An 18,896-nucleotide genomic window follows, 5' to 3' on the forward strand; every position below is an offset into this window, starting at 1 on the left:
CGGGAACGAGCCCCTCGGGTGCTGCCGCGCTGCCGTGAAAATGACTCGCGCCCGCCCGTAGGCTGGAACGCATGACCACAACGGGGGCGCAGGAGGAGGCCACGGGTTCGACCGCCCGGGGGCCGCTGTGGTGGGGGCGGCGGCGTAGTGCCGTGCTGGATGTGGGGCTTGCCGTCGTCTCCGCCTTGGAATGTGCGCTGGAGGGGGTCGGCTTCGCGGACAGGGCCGCTTTGCCGGTGCCCTTCGGTGTGTTGTTCGGGCTGGTCGTCGGGGCGGTGCTGGTGCTGAGGCGGCGCTGGCCGATCGCCGTGGTGCTGGTGTCGGTCGCGACCACTCCGGCCGAGATGGGCTACCTGATGGCGATCGTCGGCCTGTACTCGCTCGCGGCCTCGGACGTGCCGCGGCGGATCACCGCGACGCTGGCGGGGATGTCCTTGTCCGCGACGTTCATAGTGACGTTCGTCCGGGTGCGGCAGGACGTGGAGGCGGCGGAGTACAGCGCGTGGTACGTGCCGTTGATGGCCGTGTTCATGGCGCTGGGGCTGACGGCTCCGCCGGTGCTGCTGGGGCTCTACACAGGGGCGCGGCGGCGGCTGATGGAGAGCTTGCGGGAGCGGGCGGACAGCCTGGAGCAGGAGTTGTCGTTGCTCGCCGACCGGGCGGAGCAGCGGGCGCAGTGGGCGCGTCAGGAGGAGCGGACCCGCATCGCGCGGGAGATGCACGACGTGGTGGCGCACCGGGTGAGTCTGATGGTGGTGCATGCGGCGGCCTTGCAGGCGGTGGCGTTGAAGGATCCGCAGAAGGCGGTGAAGAACGCTGCGCTGGTGGGCGACATGGGCCGGCAGGCGTTGACGGAGCTGCGGGAGATGCTCGGGGTGCTGCGGTCCGGTGAGGACCGGGTGCGGGCGCGGGCCGAGGTGCCGTTGGCCGCGGTGGGCGTGGCGGCTGCGGCGGCCGCGGCCGCCGCAGCCGACGAGGGGCCGTGCATCGCGGACATCGACGTGCTGGTCGGGCAGTCGCGGCAGGCGGGCATGGTCGTGGAGCTCGCGGTGCAGGGAGATGTGCGCCTGTATCCGCCGGAGGTGGAGCAGACGGCGTACCGGGTGATCCAGGAGGCGTTGACGAACGTCCACAAGCATGCGGCGGGCGCGAAGGTGATGGTGCGCCTGGCGCACCGGGCGGACGAGGTCGCGATGCAGGTGGAGAACGGCGCTCCGGACGCGGCGGGTGGCGCGGCGGATGCGGGGCTGCCGAGCGGCGGCAACGGTCTGGTGGGCATGCGGGAGCGAGTGACGGCGCTCGGCGGGGTGTTCGTGTCGGGCCCGACGGAGGTCGGGGGGTTCCGGGTGTCGGCGGTGCTGCCGGACCGGGCGGAGGCCAGCCTGCGGTGAGCGGCCCGCCTGGGCGGCTGTTGTGCCGGGGTGTCGGCCTGCGGTGAGCGGCCCGCCTGGGGCGGTTGTTGTGCCGGGGTGTCGGCCTGCGGTGACCGGAGCGGGGGCCGCCATGGCCGGGCGTCAGCCGACGGTGAGGCGGGTCGGCCGGATGCCGGTGACGAGGGTGGCGAGGGCCTGGTCGATGTCGGGGCCGAGGTACCAGTCGCCGGTGTGGTCGATGCTGTAGACGCGGCCTTCGGCGTCCATGGCGAGTACGGCCTGCTGGTCGCCTTCCATGCCGAGCGGGGAGATCTCGGTGTCGAGTGCCCGGCCGAGGTCGGCGAGGGTGCGGGCGTGGTGGAGCCCGTAGAGCGGGTCGAAGTGGAGCGGCGCGGGCGCGTACTGCCGTCCGGGCCCGGGGGCGGTGACGGTCAGTCCGCCGAATTCCGCCCAGGCTTCGACGACGGCCGGGGAGACGGTGTGCCGGTGGCCCGCGGGGGAGACGTGGGCGCGCAGGGTGTCCGCCCAGCGCTCGGCCTGTCCTATGTCCCAGCGGCCGGGTTGCCAGCCCGCTTCGCGTAGTGCGGCGTCGACGGCGACGGGGAAGCGGGTGGTGCTCAGGTGGTCGGGCATCGGTCGCTGCTCAGCCGTTCTCGGGTGTGGTCGGGGCGACGGGTCGTACGCCGAAGTGGTCGAGCATGGCCGTGCAGGACCGGCAGGGCGGGGCGTAACTGCCGTGCAGCGGGTCGCCGTCCTCGCGGATGCGGCGCGCGGTGAGTTTGGAGTGCTTGAGCGCGCGCCGGGCCTCGCCGTGGGTGAGGGGTTTGCGCATGGCGCGTTTGGAGCGCTGGGTCTCGGCCGCGGCGAGGTGGCGGGAGAGCAGGATCGCCTCGGGGCACCGTCCGGTGAAGCGTTCGCGTTGGCCGCTGGTGAGGGTGTCGAGGAAATCCTGTACGAGCGGGTGGAGGGACGGTGGCTGGTCGCCCTTGCCGGCGGTGCACGTGAGGGTTTCGCCGCGTACGGAGAGTGCGGCGGCCACGGCGGGCAGGATTCCGTCGCGCCGGTGCCGGAGCGCGGGCGTCCGCCTGGACTCGTCGGTGCTCCAGCTGAGGCGTGGATCACCCGAGGTGCTCGGTTGCGCTGTGTGCATGGTGTTGCCGTCCCTCCCGTGCACTCCCCCGTGGTGCGGGTAGACAGCCTGCCAAATGGGGTGGCTGGTAAGGAAGCTGGGTAGCTGAAACGTGTCGCGGGGTGTCGCCGCAGGGGCTTTGGGTCACTCGAAAGTGACTCTTCGTTACGGAGCCGGAGGCCCGGCGGTCACTCTTGCCGCACCGCTTAGGCTGTGCTGAACCAGCCAGAAGCCAGCAGGGGGCAGAACGCCATGACGACAGGTCGGCAAGGCCTGGGGGCAGCTACGGGCCCCGGGGCCGGCGCGGGTACGGCGCCACCGAATGCGGCCTACGCCGGGCAGGTCGTGCACTTCCCGGACCCGGTCCGGGCCTCCCGTCACCCCAGAGGGGTGCGGGTGGACGACGAGGGCTACCCGGACTTCTCGCCGTACGCGCGTGCGGCCGCGGACATCGCCGAGCCTCCGGAGGGCTTCGGTGTCGACGAGCTGAGGCTCACGGACTTCGTGTCGGCGAACGCTGCGCTCGCCGCGGACGGGCACGCCCTGTGGGACACGATCCCGGCGGTGGCGACGCCGCACGGCTGGACGTGGCACCACGTGCCGGGGTCGCGGCGGCTGGAGCTCGTACCGGTCGAGGTGAAGGCGCTGCTGCGGCATCACGGCGGCCTGGCTACGGCGGCCGTGGACCAGGGCAAGCGGGGTACGCGCCCGTTGCAGGAGACGCGGCCCGCCCACTTCGGCCTGCCGAAGGGCGCCGTGGCGGTGACGGAGCAGCAGCTGCTCGGTGTCGAGGAGGATCTCGGATACCGCCTGCCGGGCGCGTACCGCTCCTTCCTGAAGGCCGCGGGCGGCTCGGCGCCGGTCGGCGTCGCCTTGGACGCGGAGTTGGGGCTGTTGGTCGACCAGCCGTTCTTCACCGTGCGGGACGAGGCCGCGGTCAACGACCTTGTGTATGTGAACAAGTGCCTGCGGGACCATCTGACGAAGGACTATCTGGGTGTCGCGTTCGTCCAGGGCGGGATCGTGGCGCTGAAGGTGCGGGGAGCCGACATCGGTTCGGTGTGGTTCTGCGCGTACGACGATGCCCGCGACCAGGACGGGTGGAACGTCCAGGAGCGCGCGGAGCGGCTGCTGCTGCCCTGTGGCGAGGACTTCGACGCGTTTCTGCAGCGGCTCGCGGGCAATCCGCCGGAGCTGGAGACGGTGGCGAATCTGATGGTGGACGGCGGCTTCGCGCGCGCCGTTCCCGTTTCGGGCGAGGGGTGATTGTCCGGTGGTGACTTTCGCGCAGGCGCAGGAGCGCGCCGAGGAGTGGGTCAACGGCGATGTGCCCGCGTACCAGCACCGTGAGGTGCGGGTCCGTGAGTTCGATCTGGGCTTTGTCGTGTGGGCGGAGGACCGTGAGCAGGGCGCCCGTTCGGACGGCGGCCGTCAGCGGCTGGTGATCGCCAGGGACAGCGGTGAGGCGACGCTGTGGCCGGGGCTGCCGGTCGGTGAGGTGATCCGACGGTACGAGGAGGAGTACGGGGGCACGGAGGACGTGTCGCCGGCGCCGGCTCCCGAGGCGCCGCAGCGGATTGATCTGAACCAGACGTCGTTCCTGCTCAGCCCGCCGGAGTGGCTCCAGGACGCGGCGGACCGGCTCGGCATCCCGGATCGACGCGCGGCGTCGTCCGAGCCGGCGGGCTCGTCGGAGCCGGCTGTGGCCGGGTCCGCCCCGGTGGTGGACGCTTCGCCGTCTCCCGCCGCTGATGGGCATGACACGCCGTCGTCGGGTGCTGCGGAGTCCGATGCTTCGGGTTCGATCGGGGGCAACTCCTCGCAGTCGACGGGAAGTTCCTTCCACTCCTCTCTCTCTTCTCCCTCGTCGTCGTCCATGTCGTCGTCCTCCTCCGCTTCACCGGCTTCGGGTTCGTCGTCGGCCGGCCCGGCGTGGCCGACGCCCGGTTCGACATCGGGCTCCGGTTCGTCGTCGAGCGCCGGCGCGGACGCCTCGCAGGGCGGCTCCCCGTGGCCGAGCGCAGGGGCGGCCGACTACGAGCCGACGGCGTCGGACGGGGTTCCGGCCACGCCGTCCCGGGGCACCGGCTGGACGGACACCAGTTCCGCCGGCGGGGACGACGCGTCGGTGCCGCTGCCGGCGACCGTGTTCGCGCCGCCACTCTCGGCGGACGACGGTCGCACCCCGCCGCCGGTCTCTGCGGACGCGCCGACGGCACTGATGTCCGGCGGCAGCCGGCTGCCGAGGACCGCGATCGTGCCGGGCCTCGGCCCGCAGCCCGAGCCCTCGTCCTCTTCGCAGCCCACCCCGCCGCCCACCCCGGGCCCCGGTGCGGCCGACATCGCCGACGCGGCGACGAGCAAGGCCGTGCTGCCGCCGCGCGGTGCGCGCGGCGGTGCGGGGGCGACGCCTCCGCCGCCGCCCGGCGCTCCCGGCACTCCGGGTGCCCGCCCGGGTGCGGGGGCGACGCCTCCGCCGTCGGGCCCGGGTGCTCCGGGTGCTCCGGCGGGCGGCTACCTGCCCACCCAACTGGTGCCCCAGCTCCGCCCGGAGGGGCCGCAGCCGTCCGGCGGGCCTGGTTCGACACCGCCGCCTCCTGGTCCGCCGGCGCCTCCGGGTTCGACGCCGCCCGGTGGTGGTGCGCATCATGCGGCGACGATGCTGGCCGACCCGAGTCAGATGGGTCCGGGGGCTCCGCAGCCGCCCGGTCCGCCGCGGCCGCCCGGCTCCACGCCGCCGCCTCCTGGTCCGCCGGCGCCTCCGGGTTCGACGCCGCCCGGTGGTGGTGCGCATCATGCGGCGACGATGCTGGCCGACCCGAGTCAGATGGGTCCGGGGGCTCCGCAGCCGCCCGGTCCGCCCGGCTCGCCGCCGCCCGGCTCCACGCCGCCGCCCGGCGGGGTGCACCAGGCAGCGACCATGCTCGCCGGGCCCGCCCAGATGGGCCCGGCCGCACCGCAGCCGCCCGGCCCGCCCGGTGCCCCTGGCGCTCCTGGTCCCGTGCCGAACGCGCCGCAGCCTCCGATGGGCGGCGGGCGCCCGCCGTACGGGTATCCGCAGCAGCCCACCGGTGTGCCGACGGTCGGCCCCGGCTACCAGGCGGTGCTGCGCTACCGCGCGCCCGACGGTTCCGAAGCCCAGCTGATCCGCCGCTCCGCCCCGGGCACCCCGCACCCGGAGTGGCAGATCCTGCATGAGCTGCGCGCGATGAACGTGCCGCCGCAGCAGGTGCTGGAGCTGCACACGGAGCTGGAGTCGTGCGAGCTGCCGGGCGCGTACTGCGCCCGGATGATCCGGGAGACATGGCCGCAGGCACGGATCACGTCGATCGCCCCGTACGGCAGGGACCACGCCTCGCGCCAGCAGGGCATGCAGCAACTCCTGGCCCATCAGGGTGAGTTGCACCAGGTTGCGGACGGGCCGGCCCGGCCCGCGCCGGTGCGTGCCCCGCTCCCGCAGGTGCAGCCGGTGCCGCCGATCCCGCCGGAGGCGGTGGCGCAGGAGCTGGCCGGGGCGTTCGGGCCCCAGGGTCTGTGCCGGTTCGACCAGCGGGCCGTGTCGCGTCAGGGCGTGCCGGAGATCGTGGCGGCGACCCTGGTGTGGGCGGGCCTGCCGGGTGACTTCAACCCGTTCTTCTGGGCACAGCCGGCGCAGCCGGTGGTGCCGACGCTGGCGGAGCTCGCCGCCCAGCGGCAGGTGCAGCCGGCGTCCGACGCCGGTTCGTACCTGGTGATCGGCAGCGACTTCGGCCGGGCGATCTGTGTCCAGTACGGCACGGCGCACATCGTCGCGGTGCCGGTGGAGGCCGGTCCGGGGGGCAGGCCCGTGACGCCGCAGTTCGTGAACACGGGTCTGCCCGAGTTCGTGCGCTGTCTCGCGCTGCTCGGCCGTATGTGGCGTCTGCGCTTCGGCCTCAACCCGGAGCAGGCGGGCCGCTGGACGGTCGACTTCCAGGCCCAGCTGGCGGCGCTCGACCCGGCGGCGCTGTCGTCGCCGGAGAGCTGGTGGTCCGTGCTGCTCGAGCAGATGTGGGACGGGCTGCTGTAGCTCCCTTCTCCGCAGTGTGCCCGGCCCGTAAGAGCCGGGCACACTGCGTTGGCGAACTCCCCTTCGACATGACGAAGTTGGCGGCACTGTGCGGGAGCGCGGGCCGTGAGGACCAGCGCCGCCGGGTCCGACTACGCGCCGGCCGTGGCCGAACTCGGAATGGAGGTCGACCCTCCGGCGCCGTACACGCCCGGAGCCCGGCTCGTGGCTCTGGCCGAACAGTTGCGCGGCCGCTGGGATGCGTGGCCAAACGCGGGCGCCCGGTCCGTGAATCACGGACCGGGCGCACCTTTGCCCACTTCAGGAGTTCGTCGGTACCCCGGCGAGGATCGTGGGTTCCAGTTCCTCGTAGCGGCGGCGCTGCACGATCGTGTCGCTGTCGTAGAGGACGGTCGCCAGCCAGCCGGCGAGGAAGCCGAGCGGGACGGAGACGAGGCCGGTCGTGGTGAAGGGGAACCAGTTGAAGTCCTCGTCGGGGAAGATCGACTGCGGCGATCCGGACACCAGGTTGCTGCCCGTCATCAGGACGAGCGCCGAGCCGGTGCCCACGATGAGCGTGGCGAGCAGTCCCGTACGGGTGTAGCGGCGCCAGAAGAGGGTGTAGACGAGGGCCGGTGCGACGGCGGAAGCGCCGATGCAGAAGGACAGGGTGAGCAGCGCCTGGAGGTTCAGGTGCCTGGCGCCGGCGGCGATCGCGATGGCGACCAGGCCGACGACCGCTGCGGCGGCCCTGGCGACGGCCATCTCGGTGCGGTCGTCGATCCCCGCCCTGCGCAGTCCGTGCGCGATCAGGTCGTGCGCCAGTGTGTTGGCGCAGGCCAGGGTGATCCCGGCGACGGAGGCGAGCAGCGTGAGGAAGATCGCGGTGGCCACCGCCGTGAACAGCAGCGTCTCGAGGGTGCTGGGGTCGGGGCCCATGACCGCCTGACTGACCATCAGGAACGCCGTCTTGCCCTGCGGGTCCCCGGCGGCGAGCTCCTTGTGGCCGACGAGGGCGGCGGCGCCGAGGCCGATCACGGCGATCAGCAGGCAGGTCACGACGGCGATCGACACGGCCCAGGACATCGAGCGCCGCACGGCGCCGGCGTTGCGGGCGGTGAACATGCGCATCGTGATGTGGGGCAGTACCGCCGCGCCGAGCACGACCGTCAACTGGGTGCTGATCATGTCGATCTCGTCGCCGGCGAACTGCAGCCCCGAGGTGAGGTACGCGTCCCCCAGCCCGCTGCCGTCCTTGGCGGCGTCGAGCAGCGCGGGCGGGCTGAAGTCGAAGCGGTCGAGGATCAGTACGGCGATGGCGGTGGCCGCGCCGAGCAGGACGACGGTCTTGACGATCTGGATGAAGGCCGTTCCCTTCATGCCGCCGATCGCCGCGTAGGTGATCATCAGCAGGCCGAGGAACACGATCGAACCGGTCTTGAACCCGTCGGCGTGGAAACCGAGTACGACGGCGAGCAGCTCGCCCGCGCCCGCCAGCTGGAAGATCACCAGCGGCAGCAGCGCGGCCAGCGTGACGGCCGCCGTGGTGATCCGTACGAGGGGGCCGTGGGCGCGGCGGCTGAAGACGTCACCCATGGTGAATCGGCCCGCGTTGCGCAGGGGTTCGGCGAGCAGGAACATCATCAGGACCAGTGACAGCACGGTGCTCAGGGCGAGGGTCATCCCGTCGTACCCGAGGAGCGCGATGATGCCGATGGTGCCGAGAACGGTTCCGGCGGAGATGTAGTCGCCCGCGATGGCGAGTCCGCTCTGCACGGGGGAGAGGGAGCGGTAACCGGTGTAGAACTCGCCCAGGTCGTCCCGGTCGGGCCCGGTCATCACGCACAGCAGCAACGTCACGGTGATGACGGCGATGAATGCGATCAGGGACATGGTCTGGGCCTCGGAGCTGAACCCGTTCATGCGCGCGCACCTCCGGCCGACTGCCATCCGCCGCGCGTCCGGGGCGGGGCCGTCTGCTCGGCGGCCTGCTCGGCACGCTCCCTGATCGAGGAGGCGAGCGGGTCGACACGCCTGCGTGCGATCCGCTCGTAGAGCGCGATCGCGGCGAGCGCCACGGGCAGTTGGAGAAGCCCCAGCAGCAGCCCGGTGGTGAGCCCCCCGCCGGCCTCGCCGGCCATCGTCCCGGGGGCGTAGGCGGACAGGAGCAGGAAGAGGACGAAGTAGCCGAGAGCGGCGAGGGTCGACACCCGCCGCAGCCTGCGGTAGGCCGAGCCCAGGCTTTGCAGTTCGCGGCTGTGGTCGTCGTCGGCACGGTCCGGCTGCTCGGCCTGCGGCCGGTCCCACGGCTGCGGTTCGAAGTCCCACGCCGGGTCCGCCGCCTCCTGGCGGTGACGGCCGGGCGCGCTGGGCGTACGCGGCGGATCGGGGAAGAGCTGGTGGTACGACATCGTTCTTGCTCCTTGCCGCCCGGGCAGGGGGCGGGTGGGCGCGTTGGTGGTCCGCGTACGTTACTCACCGGTAGAGCGATGATGTAAGGCCTTCCCGACCGATGGGTATGTCAGTTCGGTGACGATCCTGTGCGGGCGCGAACGGACCGCCGGTAACCCCGGGTCAAACATCACCCTTGTCCTGGATGACCGGAAAGCGCCTCGGCGCCACGAGGACCAGCACCAGCAGCGCCAGCCCCGCCGCGGCCGCCGCGCCGACGTAGACGTGGTCGACGGCCGAGTCCACCGCGCGGCGGAGGCCGTCGGTGGCGGAGGCGGTCAGCGTGGCCGGGTTCTCCAGGGCGTGGGAGACCGAGTCGAGGCTTCCCCCGCCGAGACGGGCGAGGAGGACGGCGTTGGCGATCGCGCCGAAGAGGGCCGCGCCCAAGGACTGGCCGACCTGGCGGCAGAACAGGACGGACGCGGTGGTGGTGCCGCGCTCCGACCAGCCGACGGTGGACTGGACACCGACGATCAGGGGAAGTTGGAAGAGGCCGAGTGCCGCGCCGAGCAGCAGCATGATCAGGGCGGGCTGCCACGGTTCGCCGGGGAACGGCAGTAGCGGGAAGGCGAGCAGGATCAGCATCGCGAGGCCGATTCCGAGCATCGCGCACCGGCGGAAGCCGATGCGGTTGTAGACGCGGTCGGACAGGGCGGCACTGACCGGCCAGCTCAGCGTCATCACCGAGAGGACGAAGCCCGCGGCGATCGGGCCGAGGCCGAGGACGGACTGGGCGTAGGTGGGGAGGAAGACGGTCGGGGCGACCATCAGCAGGCCGAGCGCGCCCAGCGCCAGGTTGACCGCCGCGATGGTGCGTCGGCGCCAGACCCAGCCGGGGATGATCGGCTCCGCGGCGCGGCGTTCGACGGCGACGGTGAGGGCGACGAGGACCGCGCTGCCTCCCAGCAGGGCCAGTGACGGGGGCGAGAGCCACGGCCAGGCGATGCCGCCCTGGACGAGGGCGGTGAGCAGCAGGGTGCCGGCCGCGAACACGCACAGGGCGCCTGCCCAGTCGACGCGTGGCCGCGCCGTGGGCGCGGGGCGGGCCGGTTCCGTGAAGTAGTGCAGGACCAGGAAGAGCGCGACCGCGCCGACGGGCAGGTTGATGAGGAAGATCCAGCGCCAGTCCGCGTATCCGGCGAGCAGCCCGCCGACGGCGGGCCCCGCGACGGCCGAGGTGGCCCACACCGTGGAGAGTTTGGCCTGGATCTTGGGGCGCTCGGCGAGCGGGTAGAGGTCGGCGGCGATGGTCTGCACCGTGCCTTGGAGCGCCCCGCCGCCGAGGCCCTGTACGACGCGGAACGCGATGAGCGCGGCCATGTTCCAGGCGAGCGCGCACAACAAGGAGCCGACGAGGAACAGGACGATGCCGGCGACGAGGACGGGCTTGCGGCCGAAGGTGTCGGACAGCTTGCCGTACACCGGGAGGGTGACGGTCACGGCGAGGAGGTAGCCGGAGAAGAGCCAGGAGAAGACCGCGAAGCCGCCCAGATCGCCGACGATCTGGGGCACGGCGGTCGAGACGATGGTCCCGTCGAGCGCGGCGAGCGCCATGCCCAGCATCAGTGCGGCGACGACCGGGCCCCGCCCCCGGGGAGCGGCCGGGTGCGCTGCGGCGCCGGGCAGGCGTTCCGTACGGCCGGTGATTCCCATGGCTTCCCCGGGTCCTTTCGTCATGCATCTATTTCCGGGGGACACCTTCTCACTTGGCCCCCACGCGGGGGGAGGGTGCAGTCGCGTCCTTGGAAGGTCCACCTGGGGGTGGAGTCCCCTAGGGGCTCCTCCTTACTTCTGCCCAGGGGACGTTCGTACCGGCGGACGACGAGAAGGCGGGTGCCGTTCCTTAGCTTGTTCTTACGGCCGCAGGAGGCCGCTGCGCAGGAGCAGTACCGGACGGGGGTGGGGAAAACCCCCGGGCCAAGACTGCGCTGCGCACCAGCGCGCCGGACCGCTTCCGTCGCGAGACTCGGGACAGAGACGCGGCGACCTCGATCGCTGACTTCGGACCACTGAATTCCCAGAGCAAGGAGACCTACCGTGACTACGGCTGTAACCACCCCCGCGTACGGGGAAACCGGAGGGCGTACGGCCGTCGCCGCACGGGGGCGGCAGGTCGTCAAGGCATACGGCGCCGGTGAGACCCGTGTCGTCGCGCTCGATCACGTCGACGTGGACATCGCCCGCGGGCAGTTCACGGCGATCATGGGGCCGTCGGGCTCCGGCAAGTCGACACTGATGCACTGTCTGGCCGGCCTCGACACCGTCACCTCGGGCCAGATCTTCCTCGACGACACCGAGATCACCGGCCTCAAGGACAAGAAGCTCACGCAACTGCGCCGGGACCGGGTCGGCTTCATCTTCCAGGCCTTCAACCTGCTGCCGACGCTGAACGCCCTGGAGAACATCACGCTCCCCATGGACATCGCCGGCCGCAAGCCGGACGCCGCGTGGCTGAACCGGGTCGTGGAGACGGTGGGTCTCGCGGAGCGGCTGGGGCACCGGCCGACCCAGCTCTCCGGCGGCCAGCAGCAGCGCGTCGCCGTGGCCCGTGCCCTCGCCGCCCGCCCGGAGATCATCTTCGGTGACGAGCCGACCGGAAACCTGGACTCGCGGGCGGGTGCCGAAGTGCTCGGCTTCCTCCGCAGGTCGGTCGACGAGCTGGGCCAGACGATCGTGATGGTCACCCACGACCCGGTCGCCGCCTCCTACGCGGACCGCGTCCTGTACCTCGCCGACGGCCGCATCGTCGACGAGATGCTGCGGCCGACCGCGGAGGCCGTCCTCGACCGTATGAAGGACTTCGACGCCCGTGGGCGGACGTCATGACCGTGTTCAGGACCTCGCTGCGCAACTTCTTCGCGCACAAGGGCCGTATGGCCCTCTCGGCCGTCGCCGTGCTGCTGTCCGTGGCCTTCGTGTCGGGGACGCTCGTGTTCACCGACACCATGAACACCACCTTCGACAAGCTCTTCGCCACCTCCGCCGCGGACGTGACCGTCAGCCCCAAGGGCGCCGAGGCCACGGAGGCACCGGCGACCGGTCGGCCCGAGACACTGCCCGCCGATCTCGTCGACGAGGTCGGCTCGGTCGAGGGCGTGAAGTCCGCCGAGGGCGCCGTGTCCAGCATGAGCGTCACCGTCGTCAACTCCGAGAACAAGAACATGGGCTCCACCACCGGCGCCCCGACGATCGCGGCCAACTGGACCGAGAACGAACTCAAGTCGATGGAGATCGCCTCGGGTCACGCCCCGCGCGGCCCCACCGAGGTCATGGTCGACGCCGACACGGCCGACAAGCACAACCTGAAGATGGGCGACGAACTGCGGACGATCGCCGTCACCGGTGACTTCACCGCGAAGATCTCCGGCATCGCCGACTTCAAGGTCACCAACCCCGGCGCGGCCGTCGTCTTCTACGACACCGCCACCGCACAGCGTGAACTCCTCGGCAAGGAGGGCCTGTTCACCCAGGTGCTGGTGGTCGCCGACGCCGGTGTCAGCGACGAGGCGCTGAAGAAGAACCTGGCTTCCGCGCTGGAGCAGCCGTACAAGCTGCAGACAGCGAAGGAGGCGGCGGACGCCGGGCGCGAGGAGGTCGGTTCGTTCCTCGACGTGATGAAGTACGCGATGCTCGGATTCGCCGGGATCGCCTTCCTCGTCGGCATCTTCCTGATCGTCAACACCTTTTCCATGCTGGTCGCGCAGCGCACCCGGGAGATCGGTCTGATGCGCGCCATCGGGTCGAGCCGCAAGCAGGTCAACCGCTCCGTGCTCATCGAGGCGGTGCTGCTCGGGCTGGTCGGCTCGATCGCCGGTGTGGCCGCAGGTGTCGGGCTGGCCGTCGGGCTGATGAGGATGATGTCCGCGGTCGGTATGAACCTCTCCACGGACGACCTGACCGTGAAGTGGACCACCCCCGTGGTCGGCATGGTGCTCGGCATCGTCGTCACCACCCTCGCCGCGTACATTCCCGCGCGCCGCGCCGGCAAGGTCTCGCCCATGGCGGCCCTGCGTGACTCGGGCATGCCGACCGACGCCAAGGCCGGCTGGATCCGCGGCGGCACCGGTCTCGTCCTGACCGCCGCCGGTGCGGCGGCCCTGGTGGCCGCCACGCAGGCGGGCAAGGCGAGCGAGGGGTCGATGTTCCTCGGCCTCGGTGTGGTGCTGTCGCTGATCGGTTTCGTCGTGATCGGTCCGCTGCTGGCGGGGGGTGTGGTGCGGGTGATCAGCGCCCTGGTGCTGCGGATGTTCGGCCCGGTCGGCCGGATGGCGGAGCGCAACGCGCTGCGCAACCCGCGCCGTACGGGAGCGACCGGCGCCGCCCTGATGATCGGCCTCGCCCTGGTGGCGTGCCTGTCGGTGGTCGGCTCGTCGATGGTTGCCTCCGCGACGGAGGAGCTCGACAAGTCGGTGGGCGCCGACTTCATCGTGCAGTCCGCCACCATGGGACCGATCGTGCCGCAGGCGCAGCAGGCCCTGAAGAAGACGCCGGGCCTCGAGCACGTCACCGAGTACAAGGGCGTCGACGCGAAGATCACCGCTCCGGACGGTACGACGGAGGACCTCCAGCTGGCCGCCGCCGACCCGACGTACGCGCAGGACCTGCGCCGCGAGACGGTGGCGGGTGAGCTGTCCGCCGCGTACGGCAAGGACGCGATCTCCGTCGGCAGCGACTACGCGGACCGGCGGGGTGTGAAGGTCGGCGACACGATCGAGGTCGACTTCAAGAACGGCCGTCCGGCCGAGCTGAAGGTCGCCGCGATCACCTCCGACGACACCAACGTCGACAAGGGCGCGATGTACCTGAACATCACGACCGCCGCGCGGTACATCCCGGCCGAGAAGATGCCCGAGAACATGATCATGTTCGCCAAGGCGGTCGACGGTCAGGAGAAGGAGGCGTACACCGCGCTGAAGAAGTCGCTCGCCGAGTACCCGCAGTACAAGGTGCAGAACCAGACCGACTTCAAGCAGGACCTGAAGGACCAGATCGGACAGCTGCTCAACATCGTCTACGGCCTGCTGGCGCTCGCGATCATCGTCGCGGTCCTGGGTGTGGTGAACACCCTCGCCCTCTCGGTGGTCGAGCGGACCCGTGAGATCGGTCTGATGCGGGCCATCGGCCTCTCGCGGCGCCAGCTGCGCCGCATGATCCGCCTGGAGTCGGTGGTCATCGCCCTCTTCGGGGCGCTGCTCGGCCTCGGTCTGGGCATGGGCTGGGGCACGTCGGCCCAGAAGCTGCTGGCGCTGGAGGGCCTGGGTGTCCTGGACATCCCGTGGCCGACGATCATCACGGTCTTCGTGGGGTCGGCGTTCGTGGGCCTGTTCGCGGCCCTGGTTCCGGCGTTCCGGGCGGGCCGGATGAACGTGCTGAACGCGATCGCGACCGAGTAGTCGACGGTCTGCCGGTCCCGTACGGGGGTCGGGGCCGGCGGGCACGCGACGGCCCCGGGTGTCCATGGCGGACACCCGGGGCCGTCGTCTGCGGGAACGTGTCAGACCTGGAGCACCGGGACGTCGTACATCGGAATGCGCTTGTCGCGGGTGACCAGGGTCAGGCCCTCCGTCTGGGCCTGGGCGATCAGCATCCGGTCGAACGGATCGCGGTGGTGGAACGGGAGCTGTCCGGCGCGGATGCCGTGCAGGCCTGTAATGGGGAGCGGTTTGAGCTGGCAGTCGCGGGCTCGTTCCGGTAGGTCCTCAGGACCGTCCAGCTTTCCCAGAACCTGCTTGACGGCGAGTTCCCATGGAGTCACGGCGCTGACATAGGCAAGTGCTTCCGTGTCGAGCAGTTCCTTCGTCTCTTCGGACAGTTGAGGCGAGTCGAGCAACCACCACACCACGATGTGGGTGTCTGCGAGCAGTTTCACCGGCCGTTCTCCGTGGAGAGACCGAAGGCGTCGGCGAAGCCTTCGTCGTCGGAGATGTCGTCGAAGTCGTCGTGGAAGACGACCGGCTCGGGCAGTGATCCCCGTGCCGTCCTGCGGACCTTCGAAGCGAGCGGGATCACCTTGGCCACAGGTGCGCCCGCCTTGCTGATGATCACCTCTTCGCCGGTGGCGACCGCTTCGAGGATCTTGGAGAAGTGGGTCTTCGCCTCGTGGACGTTGTACTGCCGGGCTGCTTCCATCGCGGCCTCACCGATGAAGGGATGGACTAAGGAGTGGACTTAGTTTAGCGGTCCCCTCGGCATCCGAGCCAGCTCGTGCACTCTCCGGAGTGACGTCGATCCGTCGAGCGAGTGACATACGCACGTCGTAGGCTGGAGACCCCCCGGCCCGTTCGACGTGTCGGGCGCATCGCGTTGCCCACCCCCCTCGCTCCTCCTGGACGGAACCCCTTCATGAGCCTGCACGGTCTGCTCGATGCCGTCGTATCCGACCCGGCGCTCGCCGAAGCGGTCAGGACGGCCGCGGACGGCCACCGTATGCACGTCGACCTGGTGGGACCGCCCGCCGCGCGGCCCTTCGCCGTGGCCGCGCTGGCCCGTGACTCGGGCCGACCCGTGCTGGCCGTCACCGCCACCGGGCGGGAGGCCGAGGACCTGGCCGCCGCGCTGCGCTCGCTGCTGCCCGGCGAGGGCGTCGTCGAGTACCCGTCCTGGGAGACGCTGCCGCACGAGCGGCTCTCGCCCCGCTCCGACACCGTCGGCCGCCGCCTGGCCGTGCTGCGCCGCCTGGCGCACCCCTCGTCCGACGACCCGGCCACGGGCCCCGTGCAGGTCGTCGTCGCTCCCGTACGGTCCGTGCTGCAGCCACAGGTCAAGGGCCTCGGCGACCTGGAGCCCGTTGCGCTGCGCACCGGACGGCAGGCCGACCTCGAAGAGGTCGTGGAGGGGCTGGCGGCCGCGGCGTACTCGCGGGTGGAACTGGTCGAGAAGCGGGGCGAGTTCGCGGTGCGCGGCGGCATCCTGGACGTCTTCCCGCCGACCGAGGAGCACCCCCTTCGGGTGGAGTTCTGGGGCGACGACGTCGAGGAGATCCGTTACTTCAAGGTGGCCGACCAGCGCTCCCTGGAGGTGGCGGAGCACGGTCTGTGGGCGCCGCCGTGCCGTGAGCTGCTGCTGACGGACGACGTGCGGCAGCGGGCCGCCGCGCTCGCGGAGGCCCATCCGGAGCTGGGCGAACTGCTCGGCAAGATCGCCGAGGGCATCGCGGTCGAGGGCATGGAGTCGCTGGCGCCGGTGCTCGTCGACGAGATGGAACTACTGCTGGACGTGCTGCCCGAGGGCGCGATGGCCGTGGTGTGCGACCCGGAGCGGGTGCGTACGCGGGCGGCGGACCTGGTCGCCACCAGCCAGGAGTTCCTCCAGGCGTCCTGGGCGGCGACGGCGGGCGGTGGCCAGGCCCCGATCGACGTCGACGCCGCGTCGCTGTGGGGCCTCGCCGACGTACGGGACCGGGCGCGCGAACTCGGCATGATGTGGTGGTCCGTGTCCCCGTTCGCCGCCGACGCCTCCGACGTGGCGGACGACACCCTCAAGCTCGGCATGCACGCCCCGGAGGCGTACCGCGGCGACACCGCCCGGGCGCTGGCCGACACCAAGGGCTGGCTGGCCGACGGCTGGCGCACCGTCTTCGTGACCGAGGCGCACGGACCCGCGTCCCGGACGGTCGAGGTGCTCGGCGGCGAGGGCATCGCGGCCCGGCTGGACGCCGACCTGGCCGACATCACGCCGTCCGTCGTCCATGTCGCCTGCGGTTCGGTCGAGTACGGCTTCGTCGACCCGGCGCTCAAGCTGGTGGTCCTCACGGAGACCGACCTGACCGGCCAGAAGGCGGCGGGCAAGGACGGCCAGCGGATGCCCACGCGGCGCCGCAAGACCATCGACCCGCTGACCCTCGAGGCCGGCGACTACATCGTCCACGAGCAGCACGGCGTGGGCCGCTACATCGAGATGGTGCAGCGCACGGTCCAGGGCGCGACCCGGGAGTACCTGCTCGTCGAGTACGCCCCGGCCAAGCGCGGCCAGCCCGGCGACCGGCTCTACATCCCCACGGAGCAGCTGGAGCAGGTCACCAAGTACGTGGGCGGCGAGGCCCCGACGCTGCACCGGCTGGGCGGCGCCGACTGGACGAAGACCAAGGCGCGCGCGAAGAAGGCGGTCAAGGAGATCGCCGCGGACCTGATCAAGCTCTACTCGGCCCGGATGGCCGCACCCGGCCATGCCTTCGGGCCGGACACCCCGTGGCAGCGGGAGTTGGAGGACGCCTTCGCGTACGTCGAGACGCCCGACCAGTTGTCCACGATCGCCGAGGTCAAGGAGGACATGGAGAAGACGGTTCCGATGGACCGTCTGATCTGCGGCGACGTGGGCTACGGCAAGACGGAGATCGCGGTCAGGGCGGCCTTCAAGGCGGTCCAGGACGGCAAGCAGGTCGCCGTCCTCGTCCCGACGACCCTCCTCGTCCAGCAGCACTTCGGTACGTTCTCCGAGCGGTACTCGCAGTTCCCCGTCGTCACGCGCGCGTTGTCCCGTTTCCAGTCGGAGGCCGAGGCGAAGGCGACGCTGGAGGGGCTGCGGGACGGCTCGGTCGACATCGTGATCGGCACGCACCGGCTGTTCTCCTCGGAGACCAGGTTCAAGGACCTGGGTCTCGTCGTCGTCGACGAGGAGCAGCGGTTCGGTGTCGAGCACAAGGAGCAGCTGAAGAAGCTGCGGGCCAACGTCGACGTGCTGACCATGTCCGCGACCCCCATTCCGCGCACGCTGGAGATGGCGGTGACCGGCATCCGCGAGATGTCCACGATCACCACCCCGCCGGAGGAGCGGCACCCGGTGCTGACCTTCGTCGGCCCGTACGAGGAGAAGCAGATCGGCGCGGCCGTCCGGCGTGAACTGCTGCGCGAGGGCCAGGTCTTCTACATTCACAACCGCGTCGAGTCCATCGACCGGGCGGCGGCCCGGCTCCGGGAGATCATTCCCGAGGCGCGTATCGCCACCGCCCACGGCCAGATGTCGGAGTCGGCGCTGGAGCAGGTCGTCGTCGACTTCTGGGAGAAGAAGTTCGACGTGCTGGTCTCCACGACGATCGTCGAGTCCGGTATCGACATCTCCAACGCCAACACGCTCATCGTGGAGCGCGGCGACAACTTCGGCCTCTCGCAGCTGCACCAGCTGCGCGGCCGCGTCGGCCGCGGCCGCGAGCGGGGCTACGCGTACTTCCTCTACCCGCCGGAGAAGCCGCTCACCGAGACCGCTCACGAGCGTCTTGCGACCATCGCCCAGCACACCGAGATGGGCGCGGGCATGTACGTCGCCATGAAGGACCTGGAGATCCGCGGCGCGGGCAATCTGCTCGGCGGCGAGCAGTCGGGCCACATCGCGGGCGTCGGCTTCGACCTGTACGTCCGCATGGTCGGCGAGGCGGTCGCCGACTACCGCGCGTCGCTCGAGGGCGGTGTGGAGGAGGAGCCGCCGCTCGAGGTCAAGATCGAGCTCCCGGTCGACGCGCACGTGCCGCACGACTACGCGCCCGGCGAGCGGCTGCGGCTCCAGGCGTACCGGGCGATCGCCTCCGCCAACACGGAGGAGGACATCAAGGCGGTCCGCGAGGAGCTCACCGACCGCTACGGCAAGCTGCCGGAGCCCGTGGAGAACCTGCTGCTGGTGGCCGGTCTGCGAATGCTGGCGCGCGCGTGCGGTGTGGGCGAGATCGTGCTCCAGGGGGCGAACATCCGCTTCGCACCGGTGGAGTTGCGCGAGTCGCAGGAGCTGCGGCTGAAGCGGCTGTACCCGCGTACGGTGATCAAGCCCGGGGTCCACCAGATCCTGGTGCCGCGCCCGGCGGCGGGGAAGATCGGCGGCAAGCCCGTGGTGGGCCGGGAACTGCTGGCGTGGACGGGCGAGTTCCTGACGACGATCCTGGGTTCGTGAGCCGCGTGTGATTTCTTCGGTCGTCGGCCGAGCCGGGCAC

General features: G+C 71.3%; 13 protein-coding genes. 6 read left to right on the forward strand and 7 right to left on the reverse strand.

From position 1 onward, the window contains the following. Positions 1–71: 71 nt before the first annotated feature. On the forward strand, positions 72–1,391 hold the full coding sequence (locus IE198_RS14370; RefSeq protein WP_189886440.1) for a sensor histidine kinase: 1,320 nt from the start codon (positions 72–74) through the stop codon (positions 1,389–1,391). Positions 1,392–1,514: 123 nt separating this feature from the next. Here IE198_RS14370 and IE198_RS14375 read toward each other — a convergent pair whose 3' ends face one another. Further along, positions 1,515–2,006, reverse strand: a complete 492-nt coding sequence (locus tag IE198_RS14375; protein WP_189886442.1) for an SUKH-3 domain-containing protein — start codon at positions 2,004–2,006, stop codon at positions 1,515–1,517. Positions 2,007–2,016: 10 nt separating this feature from the next. After that, the gene (locus IE198_RS14380) at positions 2,017–2,523 is read right to left on the reverse strand and encodes a YwqJ-related putative deaminase (RefSeq protein WP_189886444.1); all 507 of its coding nucleotides are present in this window, start codon (positions 2,521–2,523) and stop codon (positions 2,017–2,019) included. 231 nt (positions 2,524–2,754) lie between these two features. Between IE198_RS14380 and IE198_RS14385 the strand changes: the two genes are divergently transcribed. Both IE198_RS14385 and IE198_RS14390 read left to right on the forward strand, forming a co-directional pair. Further along, the gene (locus tag IE198_RS14385) at positions 2,755–3,768 is read left to right on the forward strand and encodes an SMI1/KNR4 family protein (RefSeq protein ID WP_189886445.1); all 1,014 of its coding nucleotides are present in this window, start codon (positions 2,755–2,757) and stop codon (positions 3,766–3,768) included. Positions 3,769–3,775: 7 nt separating this feature from the next. Next, positions 3,776–6,550: an SUKH-4 family immunity protein gene (locus IE198_RS14390; RefSeq protein WP_189886447.1), complete on the forward strand. Its 2,775-nt coding sequence runs from the start codon at positions 3,776–3,778 to the stop codon at positions 6,548–6,550. 300 nt (positions 6,551–6,850) lie between these two features. On the opposite strand, the gene IE198_RS14395 is transcribed toward IE198_RS14390, so the two are convergent. From IE198_RS14395 to IE198_RS14405, 3 genes are all read right to left on the reverse strand, one after another. After that, positions 6,851–8,452 carry a sodium/solute symporter gene (locus IE198_RS14395; protein WP_189886449.1) on the reverse strand — a complete coding sequence of 534 codons (1,602 nt, stop codon included), beginning with the start codon at positions 8,450–8,452 and terminating at the stop codon, positions 6,851–6,853. Then, on the reverse strand, positions 8,449–8,940 hold the full coding sequence (locus IE198_RS14400) for a DUF485 domain-containing protein (RefSeq protein ID WP_189886451.1): 492 nt from the start codon (positions 8,938–8,940) through the stop codon (positions 8,449–8,451). The genes IE198_RS14395 and IE198_RS14400 overlap by 4 nt, the downstream gene beginning before the upstream one ends. Positions 8,941–9,103: 163 nt before the next feature. After that, complete coding sequence (locus IE198_RS14405; protein ID WP_189886550.1) at positions 9,104–10,633, reverse strand: MFS transporter; 1,530 nt, start codon at positions 10,631–10,633, stop codon at positions 9,104–9,106. Positions 10,634–11,017: 384 nt separating this feature from the next. Here IE198_RS14405 and IE198_RS14410 point away from each other — a divergent pair, with 384 nt between their 5' ends. After that, complete coding sequence (locus tag IE198_RS14410) at positions 11,018–11,806, forward strand: ABC transporter ATP-binding protein (protein ID WP_189886453.1); 789 nt, start codon at positions 11,018–11,020, stop codon at positions 11,804–11,806. Continuing rightward, complete coding sequence (locus tag IE198_RS14415; protein ID WP_189886455.1) at positions 11,803–14,373, forward strand: ABC transporter permease; 2,571 nt, start codon at positions 11,803–11,805, stop codon at positions 14,371–14,373. The genes IE198_RS14410 and IE198_RS14415 overlap by 4 nt, the downstream gene beginning before the upstream one ends. Before the next feature lie 101 nt (positions 14,374–14,474). On the opposite strand, the gene IE198_RS14420 is transcribed toward IE198_RS14415, so the two are convergent. After that, complete coding sequence (locus tag IE198_RS14420) at positions 14,475–14,849, reverse strand: type II toxin-antitoxin system VapC family toxin (protein ID WP_189886456.1); 375 nt, start codon at positions 14,847–14,849, stop codon at positions 14,475–14,477. Then, entirely contained in the window at positions 14,846–15,109 is a 264-nt protein-coding gene (locus tag IE198_RS14425; RefSeq protein WP_189886458.1) for a type II toxin-antitoxin system Phd/YefM family antitoxin, read from the reverse strand. Before IE198_RS14425 ends, IE198_RS14420 begins: the two co-directional genes overlap by 4 nt. Positions 15,110–15,322: 213 nt before the next feature. Between IE198_RS14425 and mfd the strand changes: the two genes are divergently transcribed. Continuing rightward, positions 15,323–18,856, forward strand: coding sequence for a transcription-repair coupling factor (mfd, locus tag IE198_RS14430; protein WP_189886460.1), 3,534 nt, complete (start codon positions 15,323–15,325; stop codon positions 18,854–18,856). The last annotated feature ends 40 nt before the right edge of the window (positions 18,857–18,896 follow it).

It is taken from the genome of Streptomyces xantholiticus, from assembly GCF_014651015.1.
GTDB lineage: Bacteria > Actinomycetota > Actinomycetes > Streptomycetales > Streptomycetaceae > Streptomyces > Streptomyces xantholiticus.